Annotated in this window: 24 protein-coding genes and 1 pseudogene; 13 read left to right on the top strand and 12 right to left on the bottom strand. The window is 59.6% G+C overall.

Going from position 1 to position 25631, the window contains the following annotated elements; genetic code table 11:
• Positions 1–228: 228 nt before the first annotated feature.
• A complete protein-coding gene (locus tag LIX91_RS03325) occupies positions 229–3705 on the top strand; it encodes a PAS domain-containing hybrid sensor histidine kinase/response regulator (RefSeq protein WP_103696848.1) in 3477 nt (1158 codons plus the stop codon).
• 66 nt (positions 3706–3771) lie between these two features.
• Here the strand turns inward: LIX91_RS03325 and LIX91_RS03330 are convergent, their stop codons facing one another.
• Both LIX91_RS03330 and cysK read right to left on the bottom strand, forming a co-directional pair.
• On the bottom strand, positions 3772–4710 hold the full coding sequence (locus LIX91_RS03330) for an aspartyl/asparaginyl beta-hydroxylase domain-containing protein (RefSeq protein WP_003415630.1): 939 nt from the start codon (positions 4708–4710) through the stop codon (positions 3772–3774).
• A 175-nt stretch (positions 4711–4885) separates the two neighbouring features.
• On the bottom strand, positions 4886–5860 hold the full coding sequence (gene cysK, locus LIX91_RS03335) for a cysteine synthase A (protein WP_003390918.1): 975 nt from the start codon (positions 5858–5860) through the stop codon (positions 4886–4888).
• A 126-nt stretch (positions 5861–5986) separates the two neighbouring features.
• Between cysK and LIX91_RS03340 the strand changes: the two genes are divergently transcribed.
• A complete protein-coding gene (locus LIX91_RS03340) occupies positions 5987–7054 on the top strand; it encodes a DUF748 domain-containing protein (RefSeq protein ID WP_024648338.1) in 1068 nt (355 codons plus the stop codon).
• On the opposite strand, the gene LIX91_RS03345 is transcribed toward LIX91_RS03340, so the two are convergent.
• Positions 7051–7539: a DUF2442 domain-containing protein gene (locus LIX91_RS03345; protein ID WP_226487975.1), complete on the bottom strand. Its 489-nt coding sequence runs from the start codon at positions 7537–7539 to the stop codon at positions 7051–7053. The two genes, LIX91_RS03340 and LIX91_RS03345, sit on opposite strands and share 4 nt — an antisense overlap.
• Positions 7536–7768, bottom strand: a pseudogene (locus tag LIX91_RS03350) (DUF4160 domain-containing protein). The gene LIX91_RS03345 and the pseudogene LIX91_RS03350 overlap by 4 nt, the downstream one beginning before the upstream one ends.
• A gap of 206 nt (positions 7769–7974) precedes the next feature.
• On the opposite strand from LIX91_RS03350, the gene LIX91_RS03355 reads away from it, so the two are divergent.
• From LIX91_RS03355 to LIX91_RS03365, 3 genes are all read left to right on the top strand, one after another.
• Complete coding sequence (locus LIX91_RS03355; protein WP_003407249.1) at positions 7975–8820, top strand: AAA family ATPase; 846 nt, start codon at positions 7975–7977, stop codon at positions 8818–8820.
• Between the two features lie 39 nt (positions 8821–8859).
• Entirely contained in the window at positions 8860–10038 is a 1179-nt protein-coding gene (locus LIX91_RS03360) for a vWA domain-containing protein (protein ID WP_003415624.1), read from the top strand.
• A 201-nt stretch (positions 10039–10239) separates the two neighbouring features.
• Positions 10240–10956, top strand: a complete 717-nt coding sequence (locus LIX91_RS03365; protein ID WP_226487976.1) for a WbqC family protein — start codon at positions 10240–10242, stop codon at positions 10954–10956.
• Positions 10957–10993: 37 nt separating this feature from the next.
• Here LIX91_RS03365 and LIX91_RS03370 read toward each other — a convergent pair whose 3' ends face one another.
• From LIX91_RS03370 to LIX91_RS03380, 3 genes are all read right to left on the bottom strand, one after another.
• On the bottom strand, positions 10994–11518 hold the full coding sequence (locus tag LIX91_RS03370) for a DUF2937 family protein (RefSeq protein WP_003390926.1): 525 nt from the start codon (positions 11516–11518) through the stop codon (positions 10994–10996).
• Between the two features lie 46 nt (positions 11519–11564).
• Positions 11565–12365 carry a class II glutamine amidotransferase gene (locus tag LIX91_RS03375; RefSeq protein ID WP_226487977.1) on the bottom strand — a complete coding sequence of 267 codons (801 nt, stop codon included), beginning with the start codon at positions 12363–12365 and terminating at the stop codon, positions 11565–11567.
• 76 nt (positions 12366–12441) lie between these two features.
• Positions 12442–12918 (bottom strand): MFS transporter, encoded by a 477-nt coding sequence (locus LIX91_RS03380; RefSeq protein ID WP_226487978.1) that lies wholly within the window; start codon positions 12916–12918, stop codon positions 12442–12444.
• A 132-nt stretch (positions 12919–13050) separates the two neighbouring features.
• On the opposite strand from LIX91_RS03380, the gene LIX91_RS03385 reads away from it, so the two are divergent.
• From LIX91_RS03385 to LIX91_RS03415, 7 genes are all read left to right on the top strand, one after another.
• Complete coding sequence (locus tag LIX91_RS03385; RefSeq protein ID WP_226487979.1) at positions 13051–15111, top strand: S9 family peptidase; 2061 nt, start codon at positions 13051–13053, stop codon at positions 15109–15111.
• Positions 15112–15187: 76 nt separating this feature from the next.
• Entirely contained in the window at positions 15188–15664 is a 477-nt protein-coding gene (locus LIX91_RS03390; RefSeq protein ID WP_003317411.1) for a cyclic nucleotide-binding domain-containing protein, read from the top strand.
• Between the two features lie 66 nt (positions 15665–15730).
• Complete coding sequence (locus LIX91_RS03395) at positions 15731–16105, top strand: YajD family HNH nuclease (protein ID WP_003317410.1); 375 nt, start codon at positions 15731–15733, stop codon at positions 16103–16105.
• A gap of 86 nt (positions 16106–16191) precedes the next feature.
• Positions 16192–17970 carry a copper resistance system multicopper oxidase gene (locus LIX91_RS03400; RefSeq protein WP_226487980.1) on the top strand — a complete coding sequence of 593 codons (1779 nt, stop codon included), beginning with the start codon at positions 16192–16194 and terminating at the stop codon, positions 17968–17970.
• An 8-nt stretch (positions 17971–17978) separates the two neighbouring features.
• The gene (locus LIX91_RS03405; RefSeq protein WP_226487981.1) at positions 17979–18875 is read left to right on the top strand and encodes a copper resistance protein B; all 897 of its coding nucleotides are present in this window, start codon (positions 17979–17981) and stop codon (positions 18873–18875) included.
• Between the two features lie 66 nt (positions 18876–18941).
• The gene (locus LIX91_RS03410; protein ID WP_003317406.1) at positions 18942–19442 is read left to right on the top strand and encodes an RNA methyltransferase; all 501 of its coding nucleotides are present in this window, start codon (positions 18942–18944) and stop codon (positions 19440–19442) included.
• Positions 19443–19547: 105 nt separating this feature from the next.
• Positions 19548–19928 carry a DUF2892 domain-containing protein gene (locus LIX91_RS03415; protein WP_103696840.1) on the top strand — a complete coding sequence of 127 codons (381 nt, stop codon included), beginning with the start codon at positions 19548–19550 and terminating at the stop codon, positions 19926–19928.
• A 4-nt stretch (positions 19929–19932) separates the two neighbouring features.
• Here the strand turns inward: LIX91_RS03415 and LIX91_RS03420 are convergent, their stop codons facing one another.
• A complete protein-coding gene (locus LIX91_RS03420) occupies positions 19933–20382 on the bottom strand; it encodes a YcgN family cysteine cluster protein (protein WP_226487982.1) in 450 nt (149 codons plus the stop codon).
• A 210-nt stretch (positions 20383–20592) separates the two neighbouring features.
• On the opposite strand from LIX91_RS03420, the gene LIX91_RS03425 reads away from it, so the two are divergent.
• Positions 20593–21186, top strand: a complete 594-nt coding sequence (locus LIX91_RS03425) for a nitroreductase family protein (RefSeq protein WP_003317403.1) — start codon at positions 20593–20595, stop codon at positions 21184–21186.
• Positions 21187–21252: 66 nt separating this feature from the next.
• Here the strand turns inward: LIX91_RS03425 and LIX91_RS03430 are convergent, their stop codons facing one another.
• The 4 genes from LIX91_RS03430 to LIX91_RS03445 all read right to left on the bottom strand — a co-directional run bounded on the left by LIX91_RS03430 (position 21253) and on the right by LIX91_RS03445 (position 25509).
• A complete protein-coding gene (locus LIX91_RS03430; protein WP_003415610.1) occupies positions 21253–22185 on the bottom strand; it encodes a D-2-hydroxyacid dehydrogenase in 933 nt (310 codons plus the stop codon).
• Positions 22186–22255: 70 nt separating this feature from the next.
• Positions 22256–22549 (bottom strand): YcgL domain-containing protein, encoded by a 294-nt coding sequence (locus LIX91_RS03435; RefSeq protein WP_003317401.1) that lies wholly within the window; start codon positions 22547–22549, stop codon positions 22256–22258.
• Positions 22546–23679 (bottom strand): ribonuclease D, encoded by a 1134-nt coding sequence (rnd, locus tag LIX91_RS03440; RefSeq protein WP_003415608.1) that lies wholly within the window; start codon positions 23677–23679, stop codon positions 22546–22548. Before rnd ends, LIX91_RS03435 begins: the two co-directional genes overlap by 4 nt.
• Positions 23680–23868: 189 nt before the next feature.
• The gene (locus LIX91_RS03445) at positions 23869–25509 is read right to left on the bottom strand and encodes a phosphoethanolamine transferase (RefSeq protein WP_226487983.1); all 1641 of its coding nucleotides are present in this window, start codon (positions 25507–25509) and stop codon (positions 23869–23871) included.
• Positions 25510–25631 lie beyond the last annotated feature (122 nt).

Below are 25631 nucleotides of genomic sequence, written 5' to 3' on the forward strand. Positions count from 1 at the left end.
AGAGGCTGGGGAGAACTGACGCAGCGGCCAATCCGAGGCACATTGAAGACGTAACGCCGCCGAATGTCGATAGGACATTTTCTTTTACAAAACCTGTGTCGCTATTTTTATCACTTCGGGCTTTGTCGGGGCAGCTGCGACACCGCGCCACGCTCGACCTTGGTCGACAAAGACGAAGCGCGGCCATCGTGCGAGACTGCGCGTTATCGATACGGTGTGGAATTTGATATGTCGCTGTCCAGCGGGCTGATTGCGGCCGTTGCTCTTACCTATATGGCCATCATGTTCGCCATCGCCTTCTACGGCGACCGCTACAGCGCGTCGCTGCGCCCGACCATGCGTGCCTGGGTCTACAGCCTGTCGCTGGCGGTGTACTGCACCAGCTGGACGTTTTTCGGCGCAGTGGGTCAGGCCGCCGAGCAGTTGTGGTCGTTTCTGCCGATTTATCTGGGGCCCATCGTGCTGATGGTACTGGCGCCCTGGGTACTGCAAAAAATGGTGCTGATCAGCAAGCAGGAAAATATCACTTCAATTGCCGACTTCATCGCGGCTCGATATGGCAAGTCCCAGTCCCTGGCGGTGATGGTGGCGCTGATCTGCCTGATCGGCATGCTGCCGTACATCGCGTTGCAGCTCAAAGGCATCGTGCTGGGGGTGAATATCCTGATCGGTGCCGTGGCTGACTCCACCGGCACCCGCGCGCAGGACACCGCGCTGGTGGTGTCGCTGATTCTCGCGCTGTTCACCATCGTCTTCGGCGCACGCAATCTGGATGTCACCGAACACCATCGCGGCATGGTGCTGGCCATTGCTTTCGAGGCGCTGGTCAAGCTGTTTGCGTTCATGGCGGTCGGCGTATTCGTCACGTTCGGCCTGTATGACGGATTCGACGACCTGTTCAATCAGGCCAAACTGGCGCCACGCCTCGAGGAATACTGGAAAGACACGATCAACTGGCCGTCGATGTTCGTGCAGACCGGCGTGGCGATGATGGCGATTGTCTGCCTGCCCCGCCAGTTCCACGTGACGGTGGTCGAGAACATCGAGCCTCAGGACCTGAATCTCGCCAAATGGGTGTTCCCGGCCTATCTGGCGCTGGCTGCGCTGTTCGTGGTGCCGATTGCACTGGCCGGACAAATGCTCCTGCCCGGCTCCATGCTGCCCGACTCGTTCGTGATCAGCCTGCCGCTGGCGCACGCTCACCCGTCACTCGCGCTGCTGGCCTTCATCGGCGGAGCATCGGCGGCAACCGGCATGGTGATCGTCGCCTGCGTGGCGCTGTCGACGATGATTTCCAACGATATGCTGCTGCCATGGCTGTTAAGACGCAAAAACACCGAGCGGCCGTTCGAAGCGTTCCGCCACTGGATGCTTTCTGTCAGGCGCATCAGCATTGTGATGATTCTCCTGCTGGCCTACGTCAGCTACCGGATGCTCGGGTCGACGGCCAGTCTGGCGACCATCGGCCAGATCGCCTTTGCCGCGATCACCCAGCTGGCTCCCGCGATGTTCGGTGCGCTGTACTGGAAGCAGGCCAATCGGCGTGGTGTATTTGCAGGCCTGGCGGCCGGTATCTTCATTTGGTTCTACACCCTCGTGCTGCCGGTGGCGGCGCATGGCATGGGCTGGTCTTTGAGTACTTTCCCACTGCTCTCCTGGCTGCACAGCAACCCGTTCGACCTGCCTATCTCGCCGATGACCCAGGGCGTGGTGCTGTCGATGGCCGGCAACTGCACGTTGTTCGCCTGGGTGTCGATGCTGTCGCGCACGCGAGTGGCCGAGCACTGGCAGGCGGGTCGTTTCATCGGCCAGGAAACCCAGGGACGCGACTTCAGCCGCCCGCTGCTTGCGGTACAGATCGAGGACCTGCTCAGCCTGTCGGCACGCTTCGTCGGTGAGGACCGCGCGCGGCAGAGTTTCATCCGCTTCGCCCAACGACAGGGCAAGGGTTTCAACCCCAGCCTGAATGCCGACGGTGAATGGATCGCGCATACCGAGCGACTGCTGGCCGGCGTGCTCGGCACCTCTTCGACCCGCGCGGTGGTCAAGGCTGCTATCGAAGGTCGCGACATGCAGCTGGAAGACGTCGTACGCATCGCCGACGAAGCCTCCGAAGTCCTGCAGTTCAACCGTGCGCTGCTGCAGGGGGCCATCGAAAACATTACCCAGGGCATCAGCGTGGTCGACCAGTCCTTGCGGCTGGTGGCCTGGAATCGTCGCTACCTTGAGCTGTTCAATTATCCCGAAGGCCTGATCGGCGTTGGCCGGCCGATTGCCGACATTATCCGTTACAACGCCGAGCGCGGACTCTGCGGGCCGGGCGAGGCAGAGGTTCACGTTGCGCGGCGTCTGCACTGGATGCGCCAGGGCCGCGCTCACACCTCGGAGCGGTTGTTTCCCAATGGGCAGGTGATCGAGCTGATTGGCAACCCGATGCCGGGCGGCGGCTTCGTCATGAGTTTCACCGACATCACCGAGTTCCGCGCTGCCGAACACGCCCTCAAAGGCGTCAATGAAAGCCTTGAGCAGCGGGTAGCCGCACGTACCCACGAATTGTCCCAGCTCAACCAGGCGCTGACCGAAGCCAAGGGCACCGCTGAAGCCGCCAACGAATCGAAAACCCGTTTCCTGGCCGCGGTGAGTCATGACCTGATGCAGCCTTTGAACGCTGCACGGCTGTTCTCCGCTGCGCTGTCACATCAGCAGGAAGGGATTTCCAGCGACGCCCAGCAACTGGTTCGGCACCTGGACAGCTCGCTGCGCTCAGCCGAAGACCTGATCAGCGACCTGCTGGACATTTCCCGCATCGAAAACGGCAAGATCACCCCGGATCGTCAGCCGTTCCCGCTCAGCGCGCTGTTTGACACCCTGGGTGCCGAATTCAAGGCGCTGGCCCAGGAGCAGGGTCTGAGTTTTCGTGTGAGGGGCAGTTCACTGCGCGTCGACAGCGATATCAAGCTGTTGCGCCGGGTGCTGCAGAACTTTTTGACCAACGCTTTCCGCTATGCCAAAGGCCCTATTCTGCTGGGTGTCAGGCGCTACGGTGACAGCCTGAGCCTGGAAGTCTGGGACCGCGGTCCGGGCATTCCCGAAGACAAGCGCAAGGTGATCTTCGAAGAATTCAAACGCCTCGACAGCCACAAGACTCACGCGGCCAAGGGGCTGGGTCTGGGGCTGGCGATTGCCGATGGTTTGTGCCGCATTCTCGAGCATCCTTTGCAGGTGCGCTCCTGGACCGGCAAAGGCAGCGTGTTCAGCGTACGGGTGCCGCTGGCCGCGCCCCAGGCGGCAGTCCCCGCGACACTGCCTGAGGTCAGCCGCCCCGCACTGAACGGTACGCAGGTGCTGTGTGTCGACAACGAAGACAGCATCCTGATCGGTATGCACAGTCTGCTGTCACGCTGGGGCTGTCAGGTCTGGACCGCGCGCAATCGCCAGGAATGCGAAGCGCTGCTGAACAATGGCGTTCGGCCGCAGATTGCCCTGGTGGATTACCATCTTGATGAAGGCGAAACCGGTACTGAACTCATGGCCTGGCTGCGTACCCGACTGGGTCAACCGGTGCCGGGCGTGCTTATCAGTGCCGATGGGCGTGCGGAGTTGATCGCTCAGGTGCACGCGGCAGGGCTCGATTACCTGCCCAAGCCGGTCAAGCCTGCAGCGCTTCGCGCACTGTTGAGCCGGCATGTGAGTCTGGACGGGTAACGGAATGCCGGTTGTTCGCAGAGGCGACGAACAACCGGATCAGGGGAAAACCGGAAACACTGTCGCTTAACCAAACAACCAGTAGCCCAGCAGCGTCAGTACCGCCACTGCCAGAACAGGGCGCAATATGCGATAAGCCTTGGGGTTGGCGCGCTTGAACTGCTTGACCTTGCCACTGAAGCCATCACTGAAACGCTTGCTGAACGCATACGCCTGGTTGATTCCGCCGACGCGCTCGTCGTCGAGATTCTGCGGGGCGGTGGCGCGGCCCAAAAACGCGCTGACGCTGCGGTTGATACGGGTCATGAAGCGGTTGGTCAGTGGACGCTCGATGTCACAGAACAGAATCACCCGGGTCTGGTCGGTCTCGTTCTTGACCCAGTGAACGTAAGTCTCATCGAACATGACGTCCTGACCGTCACGCCAGGCGTACTCCTTGCCATCGACGAAGATCCGGCAGTCATCGGAGTTGGGCGTGGACAGGCCCAGGTGATAACGCAGCGAGCCGGCAAACGGATCGCGGTGCGGATTGAGGTGACTGCCACCCGGCAACAGCGCGAACATCGCGCCCTTGACGTTGGGAATGCTGTTGACCAGTTCGACGGTTTTCGGGCACAGCGCCTCGGCAGACGGCAAGGCCTTGTCGTACCACTTCAGGTAAAAGCGCTTCCAGCCCTTCTTGAAGAACGAGCCAAAACCGGCGTCGTTGTTCTTCTCCGCCGCACGAATATAGCCTTCGTCGAACAGGTGCATGGCTTCGTCGCGAATGGTTTCCCAGTTGTCCTTGAGGACGTCCAGTTCAGGGAATTTGCTGCGGTCCAGATACGGCTCGGACGGCACGCGGGAAAACAGGTACATCAGTGCGTTGTACGGTGCGAACAATGCCGAATGGTTGACGAACTGCCGCAACAGAGGCAATCGGGCACGACCGCGCAAATGAACGTACAGCGTGCTGCCCAGAAACAGCATCAGGATCGATGCCTTGGCAACAAATGAAAGGGTCATGAAGCTCTCCTTGAAGCGGACAGATAACGCCAAACGTCACGCGGGCAGTGCTGATGCATGATTCTGAATAATGACTGGAGCGCCGGGCGGACAGCGCTCATTGTCCGGCGAGTCGTAAGCTGGCCATCATAAACCCTTGCGTTGCCCGCATGAAGTGCGCACTTGCGAAGATGTGTTACTGGGAAAGCTCCTGATCGGTAAACAGATCGCTGAACAGCATGCTCGACAGGTAACGTTCGCCGGAGTCCGGCAGCACCACCACGATCGTCTTGCCTTGCATCTCCGGCTTTTCAGCCAGACGGACGGCCGCCGCCATTGCCGCGCCGCAGGAAATACCGCACAGAATGCCCTCCTCCTGCATCAGACGCCGCGCCATGGCCTTGGACTCTTCATCGGTGACACGCTCTACCCGGTCGACAATCGACAGGTCGAGGTTTTTCGGGATGAAGCCGGCGCCGATGCCCTGAATCTTGTGCGGGCTGGGGGTGATCGTTTCACCGGCCATCGCCTGGGTGATGATCGGCGAACCGTCCGGCTCGACCGCGACCGACAGGATCGGTTTGCCTTCGGTGTGCTTGATATACCGGGAGATACCGGTGATAGTCCCGCCAGTTCCTACGCCTGCCACCAGGACGTCGATGGCACCGTCGGTGTCTGCCCAGATTTCCGGGCCAGTGGTTTTTTCATGGATGGCCGGGTTGGCCGGGTTCTCGAATTGCGCCGGCATGAAATAGTGCTCGGGGTCGCCTGCCAGCAGTTCTTCGGCCTTGGCAATAGCGCCTTTCATCCCCTTGGCCGCTTCGGTCAGCACCAGTTCTGCGCCCAGTGCCTTGAGTACCTTGCGACGTTCTATGCTCATGGAAGCAGGCATGGTGAGCATCAGTTTGTAGCCACGGGCAGCGGCAACGAAGGCCAGACCGATGCCGGTGTTGCCCGAGGTTGGCTCGACGATGGTCATCCCCGGCTTGAGCTTGCCGCTGCTTTCGGCGTCCCAGATCATGTTGGCGCCGATACGGCATTTGACGGAATAACCCGGATTACGCCCTTCGATCTTGGCCAGAATGGTGACACCGCGTGGCGCGATACGATTGATCTGCACCAGCGGCGTATTACCGATGGAATGGGCGTTATCAGCGTAGATACGGCTCATGAGGGTGTCCTTGTGCACATCGGTTAAAGACCCAAAGCCTATGCCGCCAACTGTGGGGCGTCCAGTCTGACCGAACGGATGACGGCGCGAGCAGTCAATCCATCATTGAAACAGGAGACTCATGTCATGAAACGTCGCTACAGCTGGCCGCTATGGACCCTGGCCGCTCTGATAGTCCTGCTGGTCGCTGTCAATATCGCCCTGCCCTACCTGGTGCGTGACTATCTGAACGACAAACTGGCCGACATGGGTGACTATCGAGGAGAGATCACCGATGTGGACCTGGCACTGTGGCGAGGCGCGTACCGGATCAAGGGGCTGAAGATCGTCAAGACCGACGGCAAGGTCCCGGTGCCCTTCTTCGATGCACCGATGATCGAACTGGCAGTCAGCTGGCATTCACTCTGGTATGACCATGCAGTGGTCGCAAAAGCCCTGTTCACCGGCCCGCAGATCAACTTCGTGGACGGCGGCAGCAAGCAGGACTCGCAGACCGGTCAGGGCACCGACTGGCGTACCCAGATGAACAAGCTGCTGCCTATCACCCTCAACGAGTTGCGCATCGACGACGGGCGCATCACGTTCAATAACTTCAACTCCACGCCCAAGGTAAAAATCGAGGCGGATCAGGTCAATGCCAGCATCTACAACCTGACCAACGTGGTCGACGTGGAAGGCAATCGCGACGCCGAGTTCAAGGGCAAGGCGCGTCTGCTGGGCCACGCCGATCTGGAAAGCTCAGCCAGATTCGACCCGTTCAGCAACTTTGAAGACTTCGACTTCAAACTGCGCGCCACCGGCATCCAGCTCAAGAAACTCAACGATTTCTCGTCGGCCTACGGCAAGTTCGATTTCAACGCTGGCGATGGCGACGTGGTAATTGAAGCGCAGGCCGATAAAGGCCAGCTCAAGGGCTATATAAAACCGCTGCTGCGCAACGTGGACGTATTCAACTGGCATCAGGATGTGGAAAACAAGGACAAGGGTGTTTTCCGATCGATCTGGGAAGCGCTGGTCGGCACCAGCGAAACCGTATTGAAAAACCAGCGGGAAAACCAGTTCGCCACACGCGTCGACCTCAGCGGCAGTGTCCATCAGCAGGACATCAGCGGCTTCCAGGCGTTTCTGCAGATCCTGCGCAATGCGTTCGTGCAGGCATTCAATGCGCGCTATGAGAGCAGCAAGGGTTCCTAGCGTGTTTTTTTGTCTGTGCCGTAGACGCCCCGCTCTTCGGCGGCCTGTGCCTGTTGCTGCAATGCATCCCAGCCAAGGCAAGCCAGCGCCAGGGTGCGTGGTGTAGGCTCGCGGGAGTTGCTGTAGCGGGTGATGCTGCGCGGGCTGACCCCCAATGCTTGTGCGGCCTGAGCCAGTGGCAAACCCGTGCGGGCCCGCCACCCGATGAAAATACGCGTGTTTTCATCGGTGGCCGCTTGAGCCTGAGCGTCAAGGTACAAGGTATCGGCACCGATCTGGATATCCGGCTCCGGCCATTCAACCGTCCAGCCATCATCGCCCACCTGGGCCTGGGCAAAGACATCGGCAGCGATCAAAGGCCGTAACCCAGGAAAAGTCTGCACATCCGCGCTCATGTCGAGCACGAATTGCTGATCGTCGATGAACGTCAGGGCCAGTCGATAACCAGACTGGGCCTGAACCTCCTTGAGCCGTGGGCGTTTCATGGATGCCATCGTTTCCATTCCTCCATCAGTTCGTTGCGGTGAGTTCGTATCCATTCAAGAGCTTCCCTTAACACAACAGCCGGTGCGGTTCCGCGCATGGGCTCTACAAGCTCAAGGCAAATCAGCACGTCCAGCCCTCCACCGGTCAGGTGAACATGCGGCGGCAGGTGGTCTTTTTTTCTCTCAGCTGAATCCTGTATTTATCCCTGAATCTGTATTTGGTCGACATGGCACGCATGGTATCGCCAAATTAGCCATACCAGAAGCAGCGTTACAATTTAGACCCGGTCACAGCGTGACGCGCCATTCAATAACTGAATGAGGCGTCTTCGTTCACAGCCATCGGGCCGCCACGTTATAGTCAGGGCATTGCTTGCCCCTCTTACGGCGTGCGTGCCGACCGGTTACGCGCGCCCACGCGAAAAGGATGGATCAATGAAGTTCGAAGGTACGCCGGCCTACGTTGCCACCGACGATCTCAAGCTGGCGGTCAACGCGGCCATCACGCTGGAACGTCCACTGCTGGTCAAGGGCGAGCCCGGCACCGGCAAGACCATGCTCGCCGAGCAACTGGCCGAGTCCTTCGGCGCGAAACTGATTACCTGGCATATCAAGTCCACGACCAAGGCCCATCAGGGTCTGTACGAGTACGATGCGGTGAGTCGTCTGCGCGACTCGCAACTGGGCGTCGACAAGGTCCACGACGTACGCAACTACCTGAAAAAGGGCAAGCTCTGGGAAGCCTTCGAGTCCGAGGAGCGTGTGATTCTGCTGATCGACGAAATCGACAAGGCCGATATCGAGTTCCCCAACGACCTGTTGCAGGAACTCGACAAGATGGAGTTCTACGTTTACGAGATCGATGAAACCATCAAGGCCAAAAAGCGACCGATCATCATCATTACCTCCAATAACGAGAAAGAGCTGCCGGATGCCTTTCTGCGTCGCTGCTTCTTTCACTACATCGCCTTTCCGGATCGGGCCACGCTGCAACGCATCGTCGATGTGCATTACCCGGACATCAAGAAAGACCTGGTGAGCGAAGCGCTGGACGTATTCTTCGACGTGCGCAAAGTGCCTGGGCTGAAGAAGAAGCCCTCCACTTCCGAGCTGGTCGACTGGCTGAAGCTGCTGATGGCCGACAACATCGGTGAAGCCGTGCTGCGCGAACGCGACCCGACCAAGGCGATTCCGCCACTGGCCGGCGCGCTGGTCAAGAACGAGCAGGACGTCCACTTACTGGAACGTCTGGCGTTCATGAGCCGTCGCGGCAATCGCTGATCGTGTCTATCCAACCTGCCATGTAAAAGGGCAACAGCCATGCTGCTCAACCTGTTCAACGAAATGCGCGCGGCCAAAGTGCCGGTGTCTCTGCGTGAACTGCTGGACCTGATCAATGCGCTGAAACAGCGGGTCGTCTTCGCCGACATCGATGAGTTCTACTTCCTGGCGCGCACGATTCTGGTCAAGGACGAGCGCCATTTCGACAAGTTCGACCGGGCCTTCGGCGCATATTTCAACGGCCTGGAAAACCTCGATGAGCATTTGCAGGCGCTGATCCCGGAAGACTGGCTGCGCAAAGAGTTCGAGCGTTCGCTGACGGACGAGGAACGCGCGCAGATCCAGTCGCTGGGCGGCCTCGACAAACTGATCGAGGAGTTCAAGAAACGCCTGGAAGAACAGAAGGAACGCCATGCCGGTGGCAACAAATGGATCGGCACCGGAGGCACCAGCCCGTTCGGTTCGGGTGGCTATAACCCGGAGGGCATCCGCGTCGGCGATGCAGGCGAGCGCAAAGGCAAGGCCGTCAAAGTCTGGGACCAGCGCGAGTACAAGAATCTGGATGATCAGGTTGAGCTGGGGACGCGCAATATCAAGGTGGCCCTGCGTCGCCTGCGCAAGTTCGCTCGTCAGGGTGCCGCGGATGAACTGGACATCGACAGCACCATCGATCACACCGCACGCGATGCGGGCCTGCTGAACATTCAGATGCGTCCGGAGCGGCGCAACACCATCAAGTTACTGCTGTTGTTCGACATCGGCGGCTCGATGGATTCGCACATCAAGGTCTGTGAAGAGCTGTTCTCCGCGTGCAAGACCGAGTTCAAGCATATGGAGTATTTCTACTTCCATAACTTCATCTATGAATCGGTGTGGAAGAACAACCAGCGCAGAAGCTCGGAGCGGACCGCCACCCAGGACCTGCTGCACAAGTATGGCGAGGACTACAAAGTGATTTTCATCGGCGACGCCTCGATGGCGCCCTATGAAATCACCCAGCCCGGCGGCAGCGTCGAACACTGGAATGAAGAAGCAGGCTATGTATGGATGCAGCGCTTCATGGGCAAATTCAAGAAAATCATCTGGATCAATCCCTACCCGAAAGATGCCTGGGATTACACCACCTCGACGCATATCGTGCGTGACTTGATCGAGGGGCAGATGTATCCGCTGACCTTGAACGGTCTGGAAGAAGGCATGCGCTACCTGGCGAAATGAAATAAGGCTGCTGCCAATGCTGTACAAGCCGGTCATCGACCGGCCGGTACCACCCGACCAGCAGCATGATCATTTTGAACACCCGAACTACGCTGACAGTTCCACACAACCAATCAGACGGAAAAGTGCTGATTGAGTAGGTCGTTTTGCAGTTACTCCATCGTTTTGCCTGAGCAGCCGTCGCGACGTCGCGGGTTACTTATGAACGAAACGCTCGGGATCATGCAGCCTTACTTTTTCCCCTACATCGGTTACTTCCAGCTCATTGCGGCGGTCCAGCGCGGGCTGGTCTTTGACATCGTCAAATACAAACGCAAAAGCTGGATGAACCGCAATCGGGTACTGGGCAGCAAAGGCGACTGGCAATACATCAATGTTCCGGTCTGTGTCAGCGAGGGCGCACTGATCAAGGACGCGACCATCATCGACCTTGCCTGTGCCCACCGACGAATCAAGCATCAGCTTGAACACTATCGAAGCCAGGCACCGTACTTCCGGGAAACCTTGCAGGTGGTCGAGCAGACATTCGGCACACCTGCCACCCACCTGTGTGAACTCAATACACGCGCGCTGAAAGTGGTCTGCGAGTATTTAGGCATGAGCTTTAACTGGGAAAGCTGTGCAGCGATGAACCTTGATCTGCCGCCCATTGAACATGCGGGCCAATGGGCGCTGGAAATAAGCACCGTGCTGAAAGCGCGTCAGTACATCAACGCCACAGGTGGACGCGAAATCTTCATACCCGGCGAGTGGCAGGAAAGAGGCATAGAACTGAGGTTTCTCGCGCCCGCTTCATTCAGTTATTCCACGGGACCTATGAATTTCGTCGAAAACCTTTCAATCATCGACGTGCTGATGTGGAACGCACCTGAAACAGTACTCGCCTATCTACGTAATGAAACACGGGCAGTCATATGAACTGCCCACCGATGTTTCGCTACGCCCCGACCCAGAGTCAATTCCAGTCGCGTTCGAGCTGAGGCTTGCGTCGTCCGCCGTGGACCACCCAGCCAAGCAACAGCACGAAGCTTTCGATCACCAGCGCCAGCAGCAATGCGCTGATGATGCCCCAGGCAATCACTTCCGGGGCCAGTAGAACTTGCCACGTATAACCATTGAAGGTCTCGCGACGGATATCCGGATCGGAAGAGGTAGCCACGAAGATGGCTTTGGAATACCAAGGCCCCTGAAGCCCGAGCCACTGACGCTCAAGGATGTGCGTGCGGTTCATCAGGGTGTCGATGGTGTCCGCATCACTGCGAAAAACCGGGTCTTCACTGCTGCGATAGTGCTGGATCAGCGCCTGGATATCGCCCTTGAAGAACTGCTGTGCGGTGGCGGTATAGCCCTTCACGGCTTGCTGCGCCTCGATCAGATGCGCTTCGACACGCTTGCTGTAATCACTGATGAAGCCGGGAATCTGTACCCCGAACAGCAGGCCCATGGTGAACAGGACCAATCGCAAATAACTTCGCAGCATTAATATCCCTCTTCTTTTTTATCCATTAAGCCGATGTGATGGTGTCTTACGACCTGGCCGTCTCGGTCGCGGTGTCGACCGAACCTTGCGCTACGCTCTCGCCCTTGCGCCACAGGCTCCACTGGCCCGGCTCATAGCGGTTCCAGTTTTCGTTCTCGGTCAAGGGTTCGGTCGCGATGACCGTGACCACGTCATGCGGTGTGGTTTCAGCCTGAAAATCGACAATCACGTCGACATCTTTCAACCTCGCCGGACCGAATGGGGCACGGCGGGTGATCTGAACCAGTTTGGTACTGCAAAAGCAAAACAGCCAGTCACCGTCGCTCAACAGGCAATTGAACACGCCTTTGCTGCGATATTCGGCACACGCCTGGATCAACGTGGGCAGCAACTCCTCGACGTCGACGGGCTCGGGAAAGGCTTCGCGGACGCGATTGAGCAGGTCGCAGAATGCCGCTTCGCTGTCGGTATCGCCCACCGGCCGATAAAAGGTAACGCCCGGGGTGAAATCCGCCAGCTGACCATTATGGGCAAAGCACCAATTACGGCCCCAGAGCTCACGTACGAAAGGGTGGGTATTGGACAGGCAGACCTTGCCGACGTTGGCCTGACGAATATGGCCAATCACGACTTCGCTCTTGATGGGATAACGCTGCACCAGCTGTGCGACTTCCGATTCACTGCTGGCTGCCGGGTCCTGAAACAGACGCAGGCCACGGCCCTCGTAAAAAGCAATACCCCAGCCATCGCGATGCGGACCGGTGCGGCCGCCCCGCTGCATCAGCCCGGTAAAGCTGAAGACTATGTCGGTCGGGACATTGGCGCTCATGCCCAGTAGTTCACACATGCTCAGGTTCTCGCTTCAAGACGTTTTGCAGCAGGTCATGCGCCGCAGGTAGCGGCGCTTGCCAACGAAGCGGGAGCTACAGCCGCGGCTCGACCCGCGCAGCCCTGGTCGGCGCAAGAGGCGCAGCGTTCTTGCGAGCGTAGTGATCGTCTTCGGCGAAAGGTTCGTCAGCAGGGTCTGTTTCGACAGGCTGAGCGGCAGGCTTGGGCTGGCGGGCCTTGCGGCTGCGTTCGATCGGCCAGCGGATAAACACGAACAGCAGGTACGCGGCGAAGGCGAACATGCCATACATGGCCAGGTCCGACACGGCTGTCCAGATATTGCTGCCGACCTTGAACATCAGGTCGAGCGCGGTGATCGCCACGGCTGGCGCCATCGCGTCCTTGGCAGGGTCGACCATGGTCGGCGTAAACAGCAGCACCGCGACCGCCACCAGCAACGGCTCCTTGAGATACCGCCACATCCAGCGGGTCATCAGAAACCATACCAGCAGGCAACCCAACGCGGCGAAGGCGTAGACGCTCCAGGCGATCAGATAGTCGTTTTCGGTCATGACGTCCGTGGTAAGCCAGGTAAAGAGGCGCTTATGATAACGGCTTTTGCCTGACGCGGCTTGCCTCGCTTCAGTATTCGGTTCAGCGTGTACCGATATTTTCCTGATTGATGCCTTAACAGAGAGCCCAGCATGTCCTTCTCGAATGCAACCTCCAGCGCCCCGATCGCTCGCAAGGCCGACGGTCCCGACCCTTATGCCTGGCTGCAGAACCGCGACACCGACGAAGTGCTCGACTACCTCAAGGCCGAAAACGCCTGGCAGGAGCAGCAACTGGCAGAGCAGACCGGGTTGCGCGAAAGCCTGTTCGAGGAAATCAAGGGCCGCATCCTCGAAACCGACCTGTCGCTGCCCTCCCCCTGGGGCCCGTACCTTTATTACACCCGCACCACACAAGGCGATGAATACGCCCGTCACTACCGCTGCCCGCGCCCGGCCGACGACAGCAACACGGTGGATGAAAGCGCCGAGGAATTGTTGCTCGACCCTAACGAGATGGCCGATGGCGGCTTTTTCTCGCTGGGCGCGTTCAGCATCAGCCCTGACCACCAGCGTCTGGCCTACAGCCTGGACACCAGTGGCGACGAGGTGTACCAGCTTTACGTCAAGGAACTGAGCACCGGCCAGATCAGCAGCCTGCCCTTCGAAAACTGCGACGGCAGCATGACCTGGGCCAACGACAGCCAGACCCTGTTTTTCGGCGAGCTGGACGACACCCATCGCCCAAGCAAGCTGCATCGCCATACCCTGGGCACGGCATCGGCCGAGCAGGTGTTCGATGAGCCGGACGGCCGCTTCTTCCTGCACTGCTTCCGCAGCAGCTCAGAGCGCCAACTGATCATCCTGCTCAACAGCAAAACCACCAGCGAAGCCTGGGTGCTGGACGCCGATCATCCGCAGCAGGCTTTCACCTGCCTCGCACCGCGCAGCGAAGGTCACGAATACTACCCGGACCACGGGCTGCTCGATGGCGTCTGGACCTGGTTCATCCGCAGCAATCAGAGCGGCATCAACTTCGCGCTGTATCACGCAGCGCAACACGCCAGTGGCGTACCGGTGCGCGAGGACTGGCAGACGCTGGTCGCGCACGACGACAAGGTCATGCTCGAAGGCGTCAGCCTCAACGCCAAAGGCATCAGCCTGAGCCTGCGCGAGGGCGGCCTGCCGATCATCGAAGTACGTCCGCAGGCGCTGCCGACCTATCGCGTGCAGCTACCTGACGCCGCCTACAGCCTGTATGTGCAGGACACGCTGGAATTCGACAGCGACAAAATCCGCCTGCGCTACCAGTCGCTGAACCGGCCAGCCCAGGTCCGTCAACTGACCCTGGCCAGCGGCGAGCAGGTGGTGCTCAAGGAAACCCCGGTACTGGGCACCTTCGACGCCGATGCCTACGTCAGCCAGCGTTTGTGGGCCACGGCCAGCGATGGCACCCAGGTGCCGATCAGCCTGGTGGTCAAGCGCGAACTGGCCGGACAGGCCACCCCGCTGTATCTGTACGGCTACGGCGCCTATGGCGAGAGCCTCGACCCGTGGTTTTCCCACGCACGTCTGAGCCTGCTCGACCGTGGCGTGGCGTTCGCCATTGCCCATGTGCGCGGCGGCGGCGAGCTGGGCGAGGCCTGGTATCGCAACGGCAAGCAGGAACACAAACAGAACACCTTCGGCGATTTCATTGCCTGCGCCGAACACCTTGTCGCCCAAGGTCTGACCAGCGCTGAACAACTGGTGATCAGCGGTGGCAGCGCCGGCGGCCTGCTGATCGGTGCGGTGCTCAACCAGCGGCCCGAGCTGTTCAAGGCAGCGATTGCCGAAGTGCCGTTCGTCGATGTGCTGAACACCATGCTCGACCCGGACCTGCCGCTGACCGTCACCGAATACGACGAATGGGGCAACCCGCAGGAGCCCGAGGTCTACGCGCGCATCAAGGCCTACGCGCCCTACGAAAACGTCACGGCCCAGGCCTACCCGGCCATGCTGGTCATCGCCGGTTACAACGACAGCCGCGTGCAGTACTGGGAAGCCGCCAAATGGGTCGCGAAATTGCGCGCCACCAAGACCGACGACAATCCGCTGCTGCTCAAGACCGAACTGGGTGCCGGACACGGTGGCATGAGCGGTCGCTATCAGGGCTTGCGTGACGTGGCGCTGGAGTACGCGTTTATCTTCAAGGTATTGCAGATCGCTGAATGAACTTGGTGTGAAACACCTGTCTTACTAGGATGGGGGGCAGCGGAGTTGCCCCTTTGTCAGGATTACCAGACCTCTCATGTCAGAACCACTGTCCAACCTGAACAACGCCATACGCGACATGCTGCTGGATTGCGGCCTGTTCGACACGCTGCTGCCGGGCGATTTCTTTACCGTAGCCGGCTATTTCAGCATTACCGATATCGATAAGGGCGAGACTATTTTCGCCGAGGGCGATGCCGGAACCTTCATGTGCATCATCCATCAGGGCACCGTGTCTGTGCAGAAGCTTGCTGCAGACGGTCAACAGGTGGAAATCGCCGTTCTGCGGCGCGGACGCGCCTTTGGGGAAATGGCGGTGCTGGATGGCGAGCGCCGCTCGGCCAGTTGTGTTGCAGCCACCAGTTGCCAGCTATTGAACCTGGGCCGTGATTCACTGGACAAGATGCTCGAGGACGCGCCGAAAATCGCTGCCAAGATCATTCGCGCCCTGGCCATCTCGTTGTCCAAGCGCCTGCGAATGGTCGATGGTCAATTACTCTCCCAGCAGGTGTGAGTTTGCCCATCTGGCGCTAAACTTGCCGACATTCCGCTTTCAATGCGCACACGCACAGGTGACACCATGAGCACGGCCAATCCCCCTTCCCATACTGCCAAGCTGGACCGCATCCTGGCCGACGCCCAGCGCGACCGCGAGATGGGCTACCGCGACAAGGCGCTGCGCATGTACCCGCATGTTTGCGGCCGCTGCGCGCGCGAGTTCGCAGGCAAACGCCTCAGCGAACTGACCGTACACCACCGCGACCACAACCATGACAACAACCCGCAGGACGGCTCCAACTGGGAGCTGCTGTGCCTGTATTGCCACGATAACGAGCACTCGCGCTACACCGATCAGCAGTACTTCGCCGATGGCTCTCTGGGCAGTCCGAAAACCGCCAAGGCCACTCACAACCCGTTCGCTGCACTGGCCGGGCTGATGAAAAAGGACGAGTGACCTCGGCACCACCGACCAGCCACGCTCCCCCGCCCTACTCGCACTTCCCCTGGCCTGCGGCCACCCGACCGACCGGATACTTTGTCATGCCCACCCGAACCTCAAGACGAACCTTTGTGAAAGGGCTGGCCGCCAGCGGCCTGCTCGGCGGCCTCGGGCTGTGGCGCAGCCCGGCGTGGGCGGTGACCAATCCGGGTCAGCCAAACGGGTTGTCCGGCACCGAGTTCGATCTGTATATCGGCGAAACCCAGGTCAACATCACCGGCAATGCCAAGACCGCGCAGACCATCAACGGCGGCATTCCCGGCCCGCTGCTGCGCTGGCGCGAAGGCGACACCGTGACCCTGAGGGTCAAGAACCGGCTCGACGAAGCCACATCCATCCACTGGCACGGCATCATCCTGCCGGCCAACATGGACGGCGTGCCGGGGTTGAGCTTTGACGGCATCGCGCCGGATGGCCTGTATGTCTACCGCTTCAAGGTCAGGCAGCACGGCACTTACTGGTATCACAGCCACTCCGGCTTCCAGGAACAGTCGGGGGTCTACGGGCCGCTGGTGATCGACGCGAAAGAGCCAGAGCCGTTCGAATACGACCGCGAACACGTGATCATGCTCAGCGACTGGACCGACGAAGAGCCGGTCCAACTGATGAAAACGCTCAAGAAACAGTCCGATTACTACAACAATAACCAGCGCACCGTCGGCGACTTCATTAACGACGTGGGTGAAAAAGGCTGGAGCGAGACCACCAGGGATCGCTGGATGTGGGCGAAGATGAGGATGGACCCGACCGATCTGGCGGATGTCAGCGGTGCGACCTACACCTACCTGATGAACGGTCAGGCGCCGAACATGAACTGGACCGGGCTGTTCAAGCCTGGCGAACGGATCCGACTGCGGCTGATCAACGGCTCGGCAATGACGTACTTCGACGTGCGCATTCCGGGCCTGAAGATGACCGTGGTGGCCAGCGACGGCTTGCACGTCAAGCCGGTGACCGTCGATGAGTTGCGCATTGCAGTGGCGGAAACCTTCGACGTGATTGTCGAGCCGGCGGAAGGTGCCTATACCCTGTTCGCCCAGTCCATGGACCGCACCGGTTATGCCCGTGGCACCCTGGCCAGCAGGCCCGGCCTGCAGGCTGTCGTGCCGCCGCTCGATCCACGCCCGCTGTTGAGCATGGATGATATGGGTATGGCGGGCATGGAGCATGGCAGCATGAACCACGCCGCAGCCCCGGCAACGCACGACATGTCAGGCATGGACCACAGCAAGATGGGCCACGACGCGATGCCCGCAATGGAACACGCGCAGATGCCGGCCAGGAAAACGTCGACCCCGCAATCGCACCCCGAAAGCGAAAACAACAACCCGCTGGTCGACATGCAAGCCATGAGCACCTCGCCAAAGCTCGATGATCCGGGCATCGGCCTCCGGGGCAATGGCCGCAGAGTCCTGACCTACGCTGACCTGCGCAGCACCTTCGAAGACCCGGACGGCCGTGAGCCCAGCCGCACGATCGAGCTGCACCTGACCGGGCACATGGAAAAATACGCCTGGTCATTCGACGGTGTGAAGTTCTCGGACGCCAAACCGTTGATGCTCAAATACGGTGAGCGGGTGCGTGTCGTGCTGGTCAACGACACGATGATGACCCACCCCATCCATCTGCATGGCATGTGGAGCGACCTCGAAGATGAAAACGGCCGGTTCATGGTGCGCAAACACACCATCGACATGCCACCGGGGTCACGCCGCAGCTACCGCGTGACCGCCGATGCGTTGGGCCGCTGGGCTTATCACTGTCACATGCTGTACCACATGGAAATGGGCATGTTCCGCGAAGTGCGGGTGGAAGAATGAGGACCCTGATGTTGAACAGAACGCTGAATTCGCCCTGCCTGCCGATGCTGTTGCTGGCCGCCGGGCTGACCGCCATGCCGTGGACCTCGAGCATGGCCGCCGGAATGGAAGGCATGGACCACGGCAGCCATGCGATGCCTATGGATTCCGGCGACAGCGAGGACACGCCATCGACACCGGCTGCGCCCGCCCAGAGCCGAACCCCGATCCCGCCGATCACTGATGCGGACCGGGCTGCAGTGTACACCAGCCACGCGGGCCATCAGGTCCATGACAGCGCCATCAACAGTTACTTTCTGGCCGACAAGCTGGAATGGCAGGACGCCAATGACGGCAGCGCGCTGGCCTGGGACCTGTCCGGCTGGATTGGCGGTGATATCGACCGCCTGCTGCTGCGCTCCGAAGGTGAGCGAACCAACGGCAAGACCGAAGAAGCGGAAATCCAGGCGTTGTGGGGCCACTCGATCAGCCCTTGGTGGGACGTGGTCGCCGGAGCACGTCAGGATTTCAAGCCGGGCGCACCGCAAACCTGGGCCGCCTTCGGCCTGCAGGGCCAAGCCATTTCGGATCTGGATATCGAGGCCACCGCGTTCATCGGTGAAGCCGGACAGACCGCCGCTCGCCTGGAAGCCGACTACGACCTCCAGCTGACCAGCAATCTGGTGCTGCAGCCCACCGCGGAGCTGAACTTCTACGGCAAGAACGACCCGCAACGCGGCAATGGTTCGGGCCTGTCGACCAGCGAGTTCGGCCTCAGGCTGCGCTACGAAATCACCCCGCAATTCGCACCTTATGTCGGCGTGAGCTGGGACCGCTCCTACGGCAAGACCGCCGATTACGCGCGCGAGGACGACGAAGACACCCAGGACGCGCGACTGGTGGTCGGCGTGCGCATGTGGTTCTGAACACAGTCAATGGCATTGCTCTGAGGCTGCCGTATAATCCCCGGTTTTCTTCAGAGCACCCTCCCCGTGGCCAACAAACGGTACGCCTGCATCGGTCTTTACAACCCCAAGTCCCCGGAAAACGTCGGCTCCGTCATGCGTGCGGCCGGCTGTTACGGCGTGGCGTCGGTGTTCTATACCGGTAAACGCTATGAACGCGCGCGGGACTTCATCACCGACACCAAGAAAATCCATCAGGACATCCCGCTGATCGGCATCGAAGACCTCAAAAGCATTCTGCCGCTGGGTTGCATTCCGGTGGCTGTCGAACTGGTCGACGGCGCGCGTGCGCTGCCCGAATACACCCACCCTGATCGCGCGCTGTATATCTTCGGCCCGGAAGATGGCTCGCTGGATCAGGAGATTCGCGACTGGTGCGAAGACGTGGTCTATATCCCGACCGAGGGCTGCATGAATCTGGCGGCGACCGTCAACGTCGTCCTCTATGACCGCATGGCCAAAGGTATCAATACCCGTTCGGGCCCGCAGTTCGGTCGCGAGAAAATTGATCCGGCCAGCGACCGCTGACGGAAAAGCATTGAACCTGTGTCGCGCACGGGCAGTCAGTTTCTCTGAATCGAGCAACTGCTTCCAATCTGCCAACTCCGACCTACTACCTCATGGAGAGCCATCATGCGCGACACCCCAATCATCGAACGCATCGACACACCTGAACTGCTCCAACGCAACCCCGAGCAGAACGTAAACGGCTGGGAGCGTATCGGCTCGCTGGCTGGCGGCGTACTGCTGATGGGTAAAGGCGTCCGTCGTGGCGGCTTTCTGGGCCTGATTCAACTGGCCATCGGCGGCGCGGCTCTGGCGCGCGGCATCAGTGGTCACTGCTCGGCCAAGAGCCTGATGGAAAAAGGCCGCAGCGATCTGCAAAGCGCACGCTCGACCATCGAACGTGCTGGTGCGGAACTGAACAACCTCAAGGACGACGCGGAAAATGCCGTGAAAACGGCGGCTGCCAAAGGCGTGGAAGCGCTGACCGAGCCAAAGCCGGTCATTTAAGCGTTCAACCTGCGCGAAAGATCAGGTAATCCTCCCAGTCGTCTTCGGCCACATTGTTCTCGCTGAGCATGCGGCCTGACTGGGAGATGCGCTCGTGATGCACGGCCGTGCGATCACCACACACCAGATGGTGCCAAAGCGGCAAATCCTTGCCCTCGCTGACCAGACGATAGCCACAGGTCGGTGGCAGCCATTTGAATTCATCTGCCTGACCAGGCGTCAGCTGAATGCAATCGGGCACCGAGGCACGACGGTTTGCATAGTCGGAGCACTGGCAGGTTTTCAGATCCAGCAGCTTGCAGGCAATTCGCGTGTAATAAACCGAGTTGTCTTCCTCATCCTCAAGCTTCTGCAGGCAGCACAGGCCACAGCCATCGCACAACGACTCCCACTCCTGGGTATCGAGCTGGTCAAGGGTCTTGCGAATCCAGAAGGGTTCAACTTTAGCGGCCATGGTTCGGACAACGGTATCGATAATGAAAAGGCCGCCAGTCTAGAGGTACACGGGGTGCGGGCCAAGCACTTGCGACTGCCGGTAGCCGGGACTTGTCAGCGACGGGGCAAAACAGTAGCGTTAACGGGTTTTCAGTGCGTTCAAGCGATGCCTGCCGACCACGGCCCATCAAGCCACGCTCGTTTTCAACCTTCGCTATCAAGGACTTTCATGAGCACGAACCCTCGCATCGCCGATCACCCTATCGACCCGCAATTCACCGAGCGCTGGTCGCCACGTGCCTTCAGCGGCGAAAGCATCGACCAGGAAACCCTGCTGAGCTTTTTCGAAGCCGCACGCTGGGCGCCCTCGGCATATAACTCGCAGCCCTGGCGCTTTCTCTATGCACGTCGCGATACGCCGAACTGGGAGCGTTATCTGGGCTTGCTGAACGAGTTCAACCGCAGTTGGGCGCAACACGCGGCAGCCTTGGTGATCGTCATTTCCAAGACCACCTTCGTCGCCCCAGGCGCAAGCGAAGAGAGCCCGGCTCTATGGCACACCTTCGACACGGGTTCGGCATGGGGTTACCTGGCACTGCAGGCCAGCCTGAGCGGCTGGCACACCCACGGCATGGCCGGTTTCGATCAGGATCTGACCCGCAAGGAGTTGAATATTCCCGAAGGCTACGCAGTGCATGCGGCCATCGCGATTGGCAAGCTGGGGGACAAATCGACCTTGCCGGACTACCTGCAAGGCCGCGAAGTGCCAAGCCCGCGCAAGCCGCTGGCAGAACTGGCCGCCGAAGGTGATTTTTCGCTATAACCGACTGTCTGCTGTAATCAATGCCTGCGAGCCGACGCCTGAAACGTCGGCTCGTTGGCAAGGGCGTCAGTAACCTCGCGAAAAATCGACCTCTCCGCGCAGCGCTTCTCCCGCCTGAAAAGCCTGCAGGTTATGCACGAAAAGCTCGGTCATGGCCACTGGCGAGGTAGGCGCCGAGCTGTGACCGGTCAACAGCAGACCGTAGGCAGTCCAGAACGGATGCCGCTGCGGCAAAGGCTCCTGACGGCAAACGTCAATCACCGCGCCAGCCAGATGCCCTTCTTTCAACGCCTCGACCAGATCCGCATCGACGACCGCGACCCCACGTCCGACGTTCATGAACAGCGCCGTGGGCTTGAAGCTGGCGAACAGCTTGGCGTCGTACAGGTCGTGCGTCTCGGGCGTGTTGGGCAGCAGGTTGATGACGTAGTCCATCTCACCGAGCAGACGCGTCATGTCTGACAATGCCGTCACTTCGATGAACGGTTCCTGAGTGCGCGCACTGGAGGCCACACCGTACACCTGCACGCCGAACGGCAGGAGGAACTCGGCAACGCGCTGACCGATATCACCGGCACCGACGATCAATGCCTTGCGGCCCGCCAGGCTCTGCCCGGTGCGGTTGTCCCACTTGCGCTCGACCTGACTCATCAGGCGCGCCAGCACCTCACGCTCATGGCCGAGCATGTAGGTCAAAACGAATTCGGCCATGACCTGGCCGAAAATCCCGACTGCACGCGTCAGGCGATAGTCCCGCGACAGGCTGTCGGCCAGCAGCGGTGTGATGCCCGCCCAGGTGGATTGCAGCCATTGCGGCGTGTGCCCCTGCCGCAGCAGATTGGCCATCAGGTCGGGCTGTCCCAGCCAGACCGGGCAGTCGCTGGCCATGCGCGACAACTCGGCAGAATCGCCAGTGCTGAAAACTTCCAGATCAGGCGCAGCCTTGCGCAACAATTGGGTGTAAACGTGGTAATCGTGCTCGGCAATCAGAACGCGCATGTTTCAAAAACCTTAAAAACAGGACAGGCAACCCACGTCGATGTGGGCCGCTTTACAACGTGAGCAACGATTACATGGGATCGTTGCGGCGCAGCAGCTCTTCGGGCAAGTGCTCGATGTAATCGTCTTCAGCCGGCGGCATCTGCAAGTGATAGCCCTGGCTGTCGAGGTTCTCCAGCACCACATTGATATCTTCGCGCGACAGCGCCCGCTCGGGGCTCAGTACCAGATCGAACGCATGAACCGGCTTGCCGAAGGCCACCATCAGCTCGGGCGGCACACGCTTGAGGACGTCACTTTTCAGAACGTAAAGGTACATCTCGTTTCTTTTCGGGCTGCGATAAATCGAGCAGATGCGCTTCAAGACGGTTCTCCGGAGGTGGCCAGGCTGTCCAGCAGCGCCTGCCCCATCAACTCGCGACGCCAGCCACGCAGCGAGTCGGGTAATTGGTAAGGACCGTCGGGATAGCCGCTCTTGAGCAGGGCTTCGAGGGTCTTCTTGCGCAGCATCAGCTCTGGGGCCATGTCCAGTCGCTCGGCGTACTGCTGACCTATGGCCCGCAGACGCTTGATCGACCCGGCCGCATCGATGGGCAACGGCTCGGGCAACGCAGGTGGCCACTCTTCTGGAGGCAACACGCTCGCGGTCTTGATCAGTTCGAGCAGAAACTCGCCGTCATGGCGGACCGTACGCGGGTGCATGTCTTCGATCCGCGCCAGCGCGCCGAGGTTGTCCGGCTGGGTCTTGGCCAATGGCCAGAGCGAATGCTCACGCACGATGCGGTTGCGCGGCAGGTTGCGGGCACGCGCCTCGCGCTCACGCCAGGCACACAGCTCGCGCAGCACCGCCAGCTGGGCGCGGGACAACTTCCAGGCCAGCTTGGCGTCGCGATACACCTCGTACGGGTCCACCTCACGGCGCAGGTTGGCGACCAGTTCGGCGCCGTCATCCAGCAGCCAGGCGTATTTGTCGTCGGACAAGCGCGGGCGCAGGATGGTGAACAGCTCGGCCAGGTGCACGGCATCTTCGGCCGCGTAGCTGATCTGCGTTTCCGACAGCGGACGCTGCAGCCAGTCGGAGCGGGTTTCGCCTTTGGGCAGGTCGATGTCGAGGACCTCCTGCACCAGACGCGAGTAGCCCATGGAAAAACCGAGGTTCAGGTAGGCAGCTGCCAACTGGGTATCGAACAGCGGGACCGGCAGGCTGCCGGTCAGGCGCAGCAACACCTCGAGGTCTTCGCTGCACGCGTGCACCACTTTGATGACGTCGGGGTTTTCGAGCAACGCAGACAGCGGCCGCCAGTCGTTGATCAGCAACGGATCAATCAGCCAGGCGCTCTGCCCGTCGCCGATCTGCAGCAACGCAGCGATCGGATAAAAAGTGTCGACCCGCATGAACTCGGTGTCGAGCGCCACGAAAGGCAGTGACTGCCATTGTGCGCAATGCCGGGCGAGGCTGTCGTCGTCGCGAATCCAGTGAATATCGATGGCCACACGGCTCTCCCTTCAACAATGGCGCGCAGTATATATCGTCATGGGAGATTATCGCGCGTCTGTCGTCCGGGTCTGGCGCATCTTCATGCAAATGACGGACAGGAGGAGCTGTTGCCGGGCAGACGCGCTGCCGATGATCGTCCCCATAACGTGAGAGGACGATCAATACCCGACACGCCGCGCACGTGGTTACTTGTCGGTGGCCGCCAACTCGCTGCGGCATCCGGCAAACATATCGAGACTGGGGTCATAAACCTTGGTATCGACTTTCAACAGGCCGAGCATGGAATGGAAAAGATTGTCCTGACTCAACGGTGCATTACGCTGTTTGGCCAGGCACTCCGGCGTGACGGCAAAGGACTTCTGATAGTTATCGGACAACCAGACCATCATCGGCACATGCTTTTGCTGATCAGGCGCCAGCACATAAGGCGTGCCGTGCAGGAACAGGTTGTATTCGCCCAGCGACTCGCCATGGTCCGACAGATACACCATGGCGGTATCGACCTTGTTTTGATTGGCGCGTAAAAGATCAATCAGCGTGGACAGTACATGGTCGGTGTACAACAACGTATTGTCGTACGCATTGACGATGCTGTCCCGGCTGCAATTGTTCAGCGCATTGCTTTCACACACCGGGGTAAACTTTTCAAACTCTTTTGGGTAACGTTTGTAGTATTCAGGCCCGTGGCTGCCCATCTGATGCAGAACAAGCACCGTGTCCTTGTCGAGGCTGTCGATAAAGGTCTGCAGGTTTTGCAAGAGTATCTCGTCCCGGCATTCGTGGTTGTTGCACAACAGCGGATCCTTGAGATTGCTCACGTCCTGAAAGGTCACTCGATCACAGGTGCCTTTGCAGCCAGCCTGATTGTCACGCCATATCACGTCTATACCCGCGCGCTTCAGTACATCCAGCAAGCCTTCCTGATTGCGCGCCTGGGTAGCGTTGTAATTCTTGCGTCCCATGTTGGAGAACATGCAAGGCACCGACACGGCGGTTTCGGTGCCGCAGGAATACACATCGGTAAACGCCACCAGCCCGCTTTCCTTGTTCAGGTTGGGCGTGGTGTTGCGACCGTAGCCAAGGATACCGAAGTTCTCGGCCCGGGCACTTTCGCCGACCACCAGCACGGTCAAGGATTTGCGGGCATGCGTGGCCCAGTCCGCAGAACGTTTGGCGTCCTCGCCGATCTTGACGAACGGGCGCCTTGCGGAGATTACCTGTTCACTCAGGTAGCCCAGCGACGCACCAATGTAATTGCTTGGCACCACCATCAGGCGCAATTCATGGTGATTGCGAAACAATGACGACAAGCCCTGGTAATTGGCCAGTGCAACGCCGCCGATTGCCACGCAGCACGCCACCGTCACCAGCAGTTTGCTGAACAGTTCAAGGTGCCAGCGACGGTAGCTGATCGGCAGTTTCCAGAGTATCAACGAGGGCACTACGCCCAGCAGAAGGATATACAAGGCCAGTTTTAAAGACAGCAGTCCCTGCACTTCCGTAGCGTTGGTTTCGGCGAAGTTTCGAAACATGCCGGCGTCGATCATGACCCCGTATTCGGTCATGAAATAAACCACCCCCGCGCTGATCATAAACAGACTGATCAACACCGGCTTAAACACACGACGGAATGCCAACAGCGTCAACACAATATTGAACACGCAGAAAATCATCAAGCCAAACGCAAAGCGCATGGCCAACCCTTTGCTATCGGCGCTGGTAATCGAGAAAAGATGCTGCCAGAGATTGAGATTGAAACCCAGTAACAGAAACGCACTGGCAAGTAGGGTTACAACCTCTGGACGAACAGTTCTGGGTGTCGGCATCGTGGTCTGCTTATCGAATTAATATGCATCAGGCGTTCGGGAGCCAGTTAATGCTCCAATGGCGCGCACTGTAGGCAGCGCATCATCAATTTTATGTGAAAACGATGAGAGTATTGGGTTGA

Origin of the sequence: Pseudomonas sp. B20 (assembly GCF_020515755.1) — a bacterium.
GTDB lineage: Bacteria > Pseudomonadota > Gammaproteobacteria > Pseudomonadales > Pseudomonadaceae > Aquipseudomonas > Aquipseudomonas syringae.

What these genes read in the sequence shown, in the direction of transcription:
- LIX91_RS03325 (WP_103696848.1), top strand. Translation starts at nt 229, where the DNA reads ATGTCGCTGTCCAGCGGGCTGATTGCGGCCGTTGCTCTTACCTATATG.
- LIX91_RS03330 (WP_003415630.1), bottom strand. Translation starts at nt 4,710, where the DNA reads ATGACCCTTTCATTTGTTGCCAAGGCATCGATCCTGATGCTGTTTCTG.
- cysK (WP_003390918.1), bottom strand. Translation starts at nt 5,860, where the DNA reads ATGAGCCGTATCTACGCTGATAACGCCCATTCCATCGGTAATACGCCG.
- LIX91_RS03340 (WP_024648338.1), top strand. Translation starts at nt 5,987, where the DNA reads ATGAAACGTCGCTACAGCTGGCCGCTATGGACCCTGGCCGCTCTGATA.
- LIX91_RS03345 (WP_226487975.1), bottom strand. Translation starts at nt 7,539, where the DNA reads ATGAAACGCCCACGGCTCAAGGAGGTTCAGGCCCAGTCTGGTTATCGA.
- LIX91_RS03355 (WP_003407249.1), top strand. Translation starts at nt 7,975, where the DNA reads ATGAAGTTCGAAGGTACGCCGGCCTACGTTGCCACCGACGATCTCAAG.
- LIX91_RS03360 (WP_003415624.1), top strand. Translation starts at nt 8,860, where the DNA reads ATGCTGCTCAACCTGTTCAACGAAATGCGCGCGGCCAAAGTGCCGGTG.
- LIX91_RS03365 (WP_226487976.1), top strand. Translation starts at nt 10,240, where the DNA reads ATGAACGAAACGCTCGGGATCATGCAGCCTTACTTTTTCCCCTACATC.
- LIX91_RS03370 (WP_003390926.1), bottom strand. Translation starts at nt 11,518, where the DNA reads ATGCTGCGAAGTTATTTGCGATTGGTCCTGTTCACCATGGGCCTGCTG.
- LIX91_RS03375 (WP_226487977.1), bottom strand. Translation starts at nt 12,365, where the DNA reads ATGTGTGAACTACTGGGCATGAGCGCCAATGTCCCGACCGACATAGTC.
- LIX91_RS03380 (WP_226487978.1), bottom strand. Translation starts at nt 12,918, where the DNA reads ATGACCGAAAACGACTATCTGATCGCCTGGAGCGTCTACGCCTTCGCC.
- LIX91_RS03385 (WP_226487979.1), top strand. Translation starts at nt 13,051, where the DNA reads ATGTCCTTCTCGAATGCAACCTCCAGCGCCCCGATCGCTCGCAAGGCC.
- LIX91_RS03390 (WP_003317411.1), top strand. Translation starts at nt 15,188, where the DNA reads ATGTCAGAACCACTGTCCAACCTGAACAACGCCATACGCGACATGCTG.
- LIX91_RS03395 (WP_003317410.1), top strand. Translation starts at nt 15,731, where the DNA reads ATGAGCACGGCCAATCCCCCTTCCCATACTGCCAAGCTGGACCGCATC.
- LIX91_RS03400 (WP_226487980.1), top strand. Translation starts at nt 16,192, where the DNA reads ATGCCCACCCGAACCTCAAGACGAACCTTTGTGAAAGGGCTGGCCGCC.
- LIX91_RS03405 (WP_226487981.1), top strand. Translation starts at nt 17,979, where the DNA reads ATGTTGAACAGAACGCTGAATTCGCCCTGCCTGCCGATGCTGTTGCTG.
- LIX91_RS03415 (WP_103696840.1), top strand. Translation starts at nt 19,548, where the DNA reads ATGCGCGACACCCCAATCATCGAACGCATCGACACACCTGAACTGCTC.
- LIX91_RS03420 (WP_226487982.1), bottom strand. Translation starts at nt 20,382, where the DNA reads ATGGCCGCTAAAGTTGAACCCTTCTGGATTCGCAAGACCCTTGACCAG.
- LIX91_RS03425 (WP_003317403.1), top strand. Translation starts at nt 20,593, where the DNA reads ATGAGCACGAACCCTCGCATCGCCGATCACCCTATCGACCCGCAATTC.
- LIX91_RS03430 (WP_003415610.1), bottom strand. Translation starts at nt 22,185, where the DNA reads ATGCGCGTTCTGATTGCCGAGCACGATTACCACGTTTACACCCAATTG.
- LIX91_RS03445 (WP_226487983.1), bottom strand. Translation starts at nt 25,509, where the DNA reads ATGCCGACACCCAGAACTGTTCGTCCAGAGGTTGTAACCCTACTTGCC.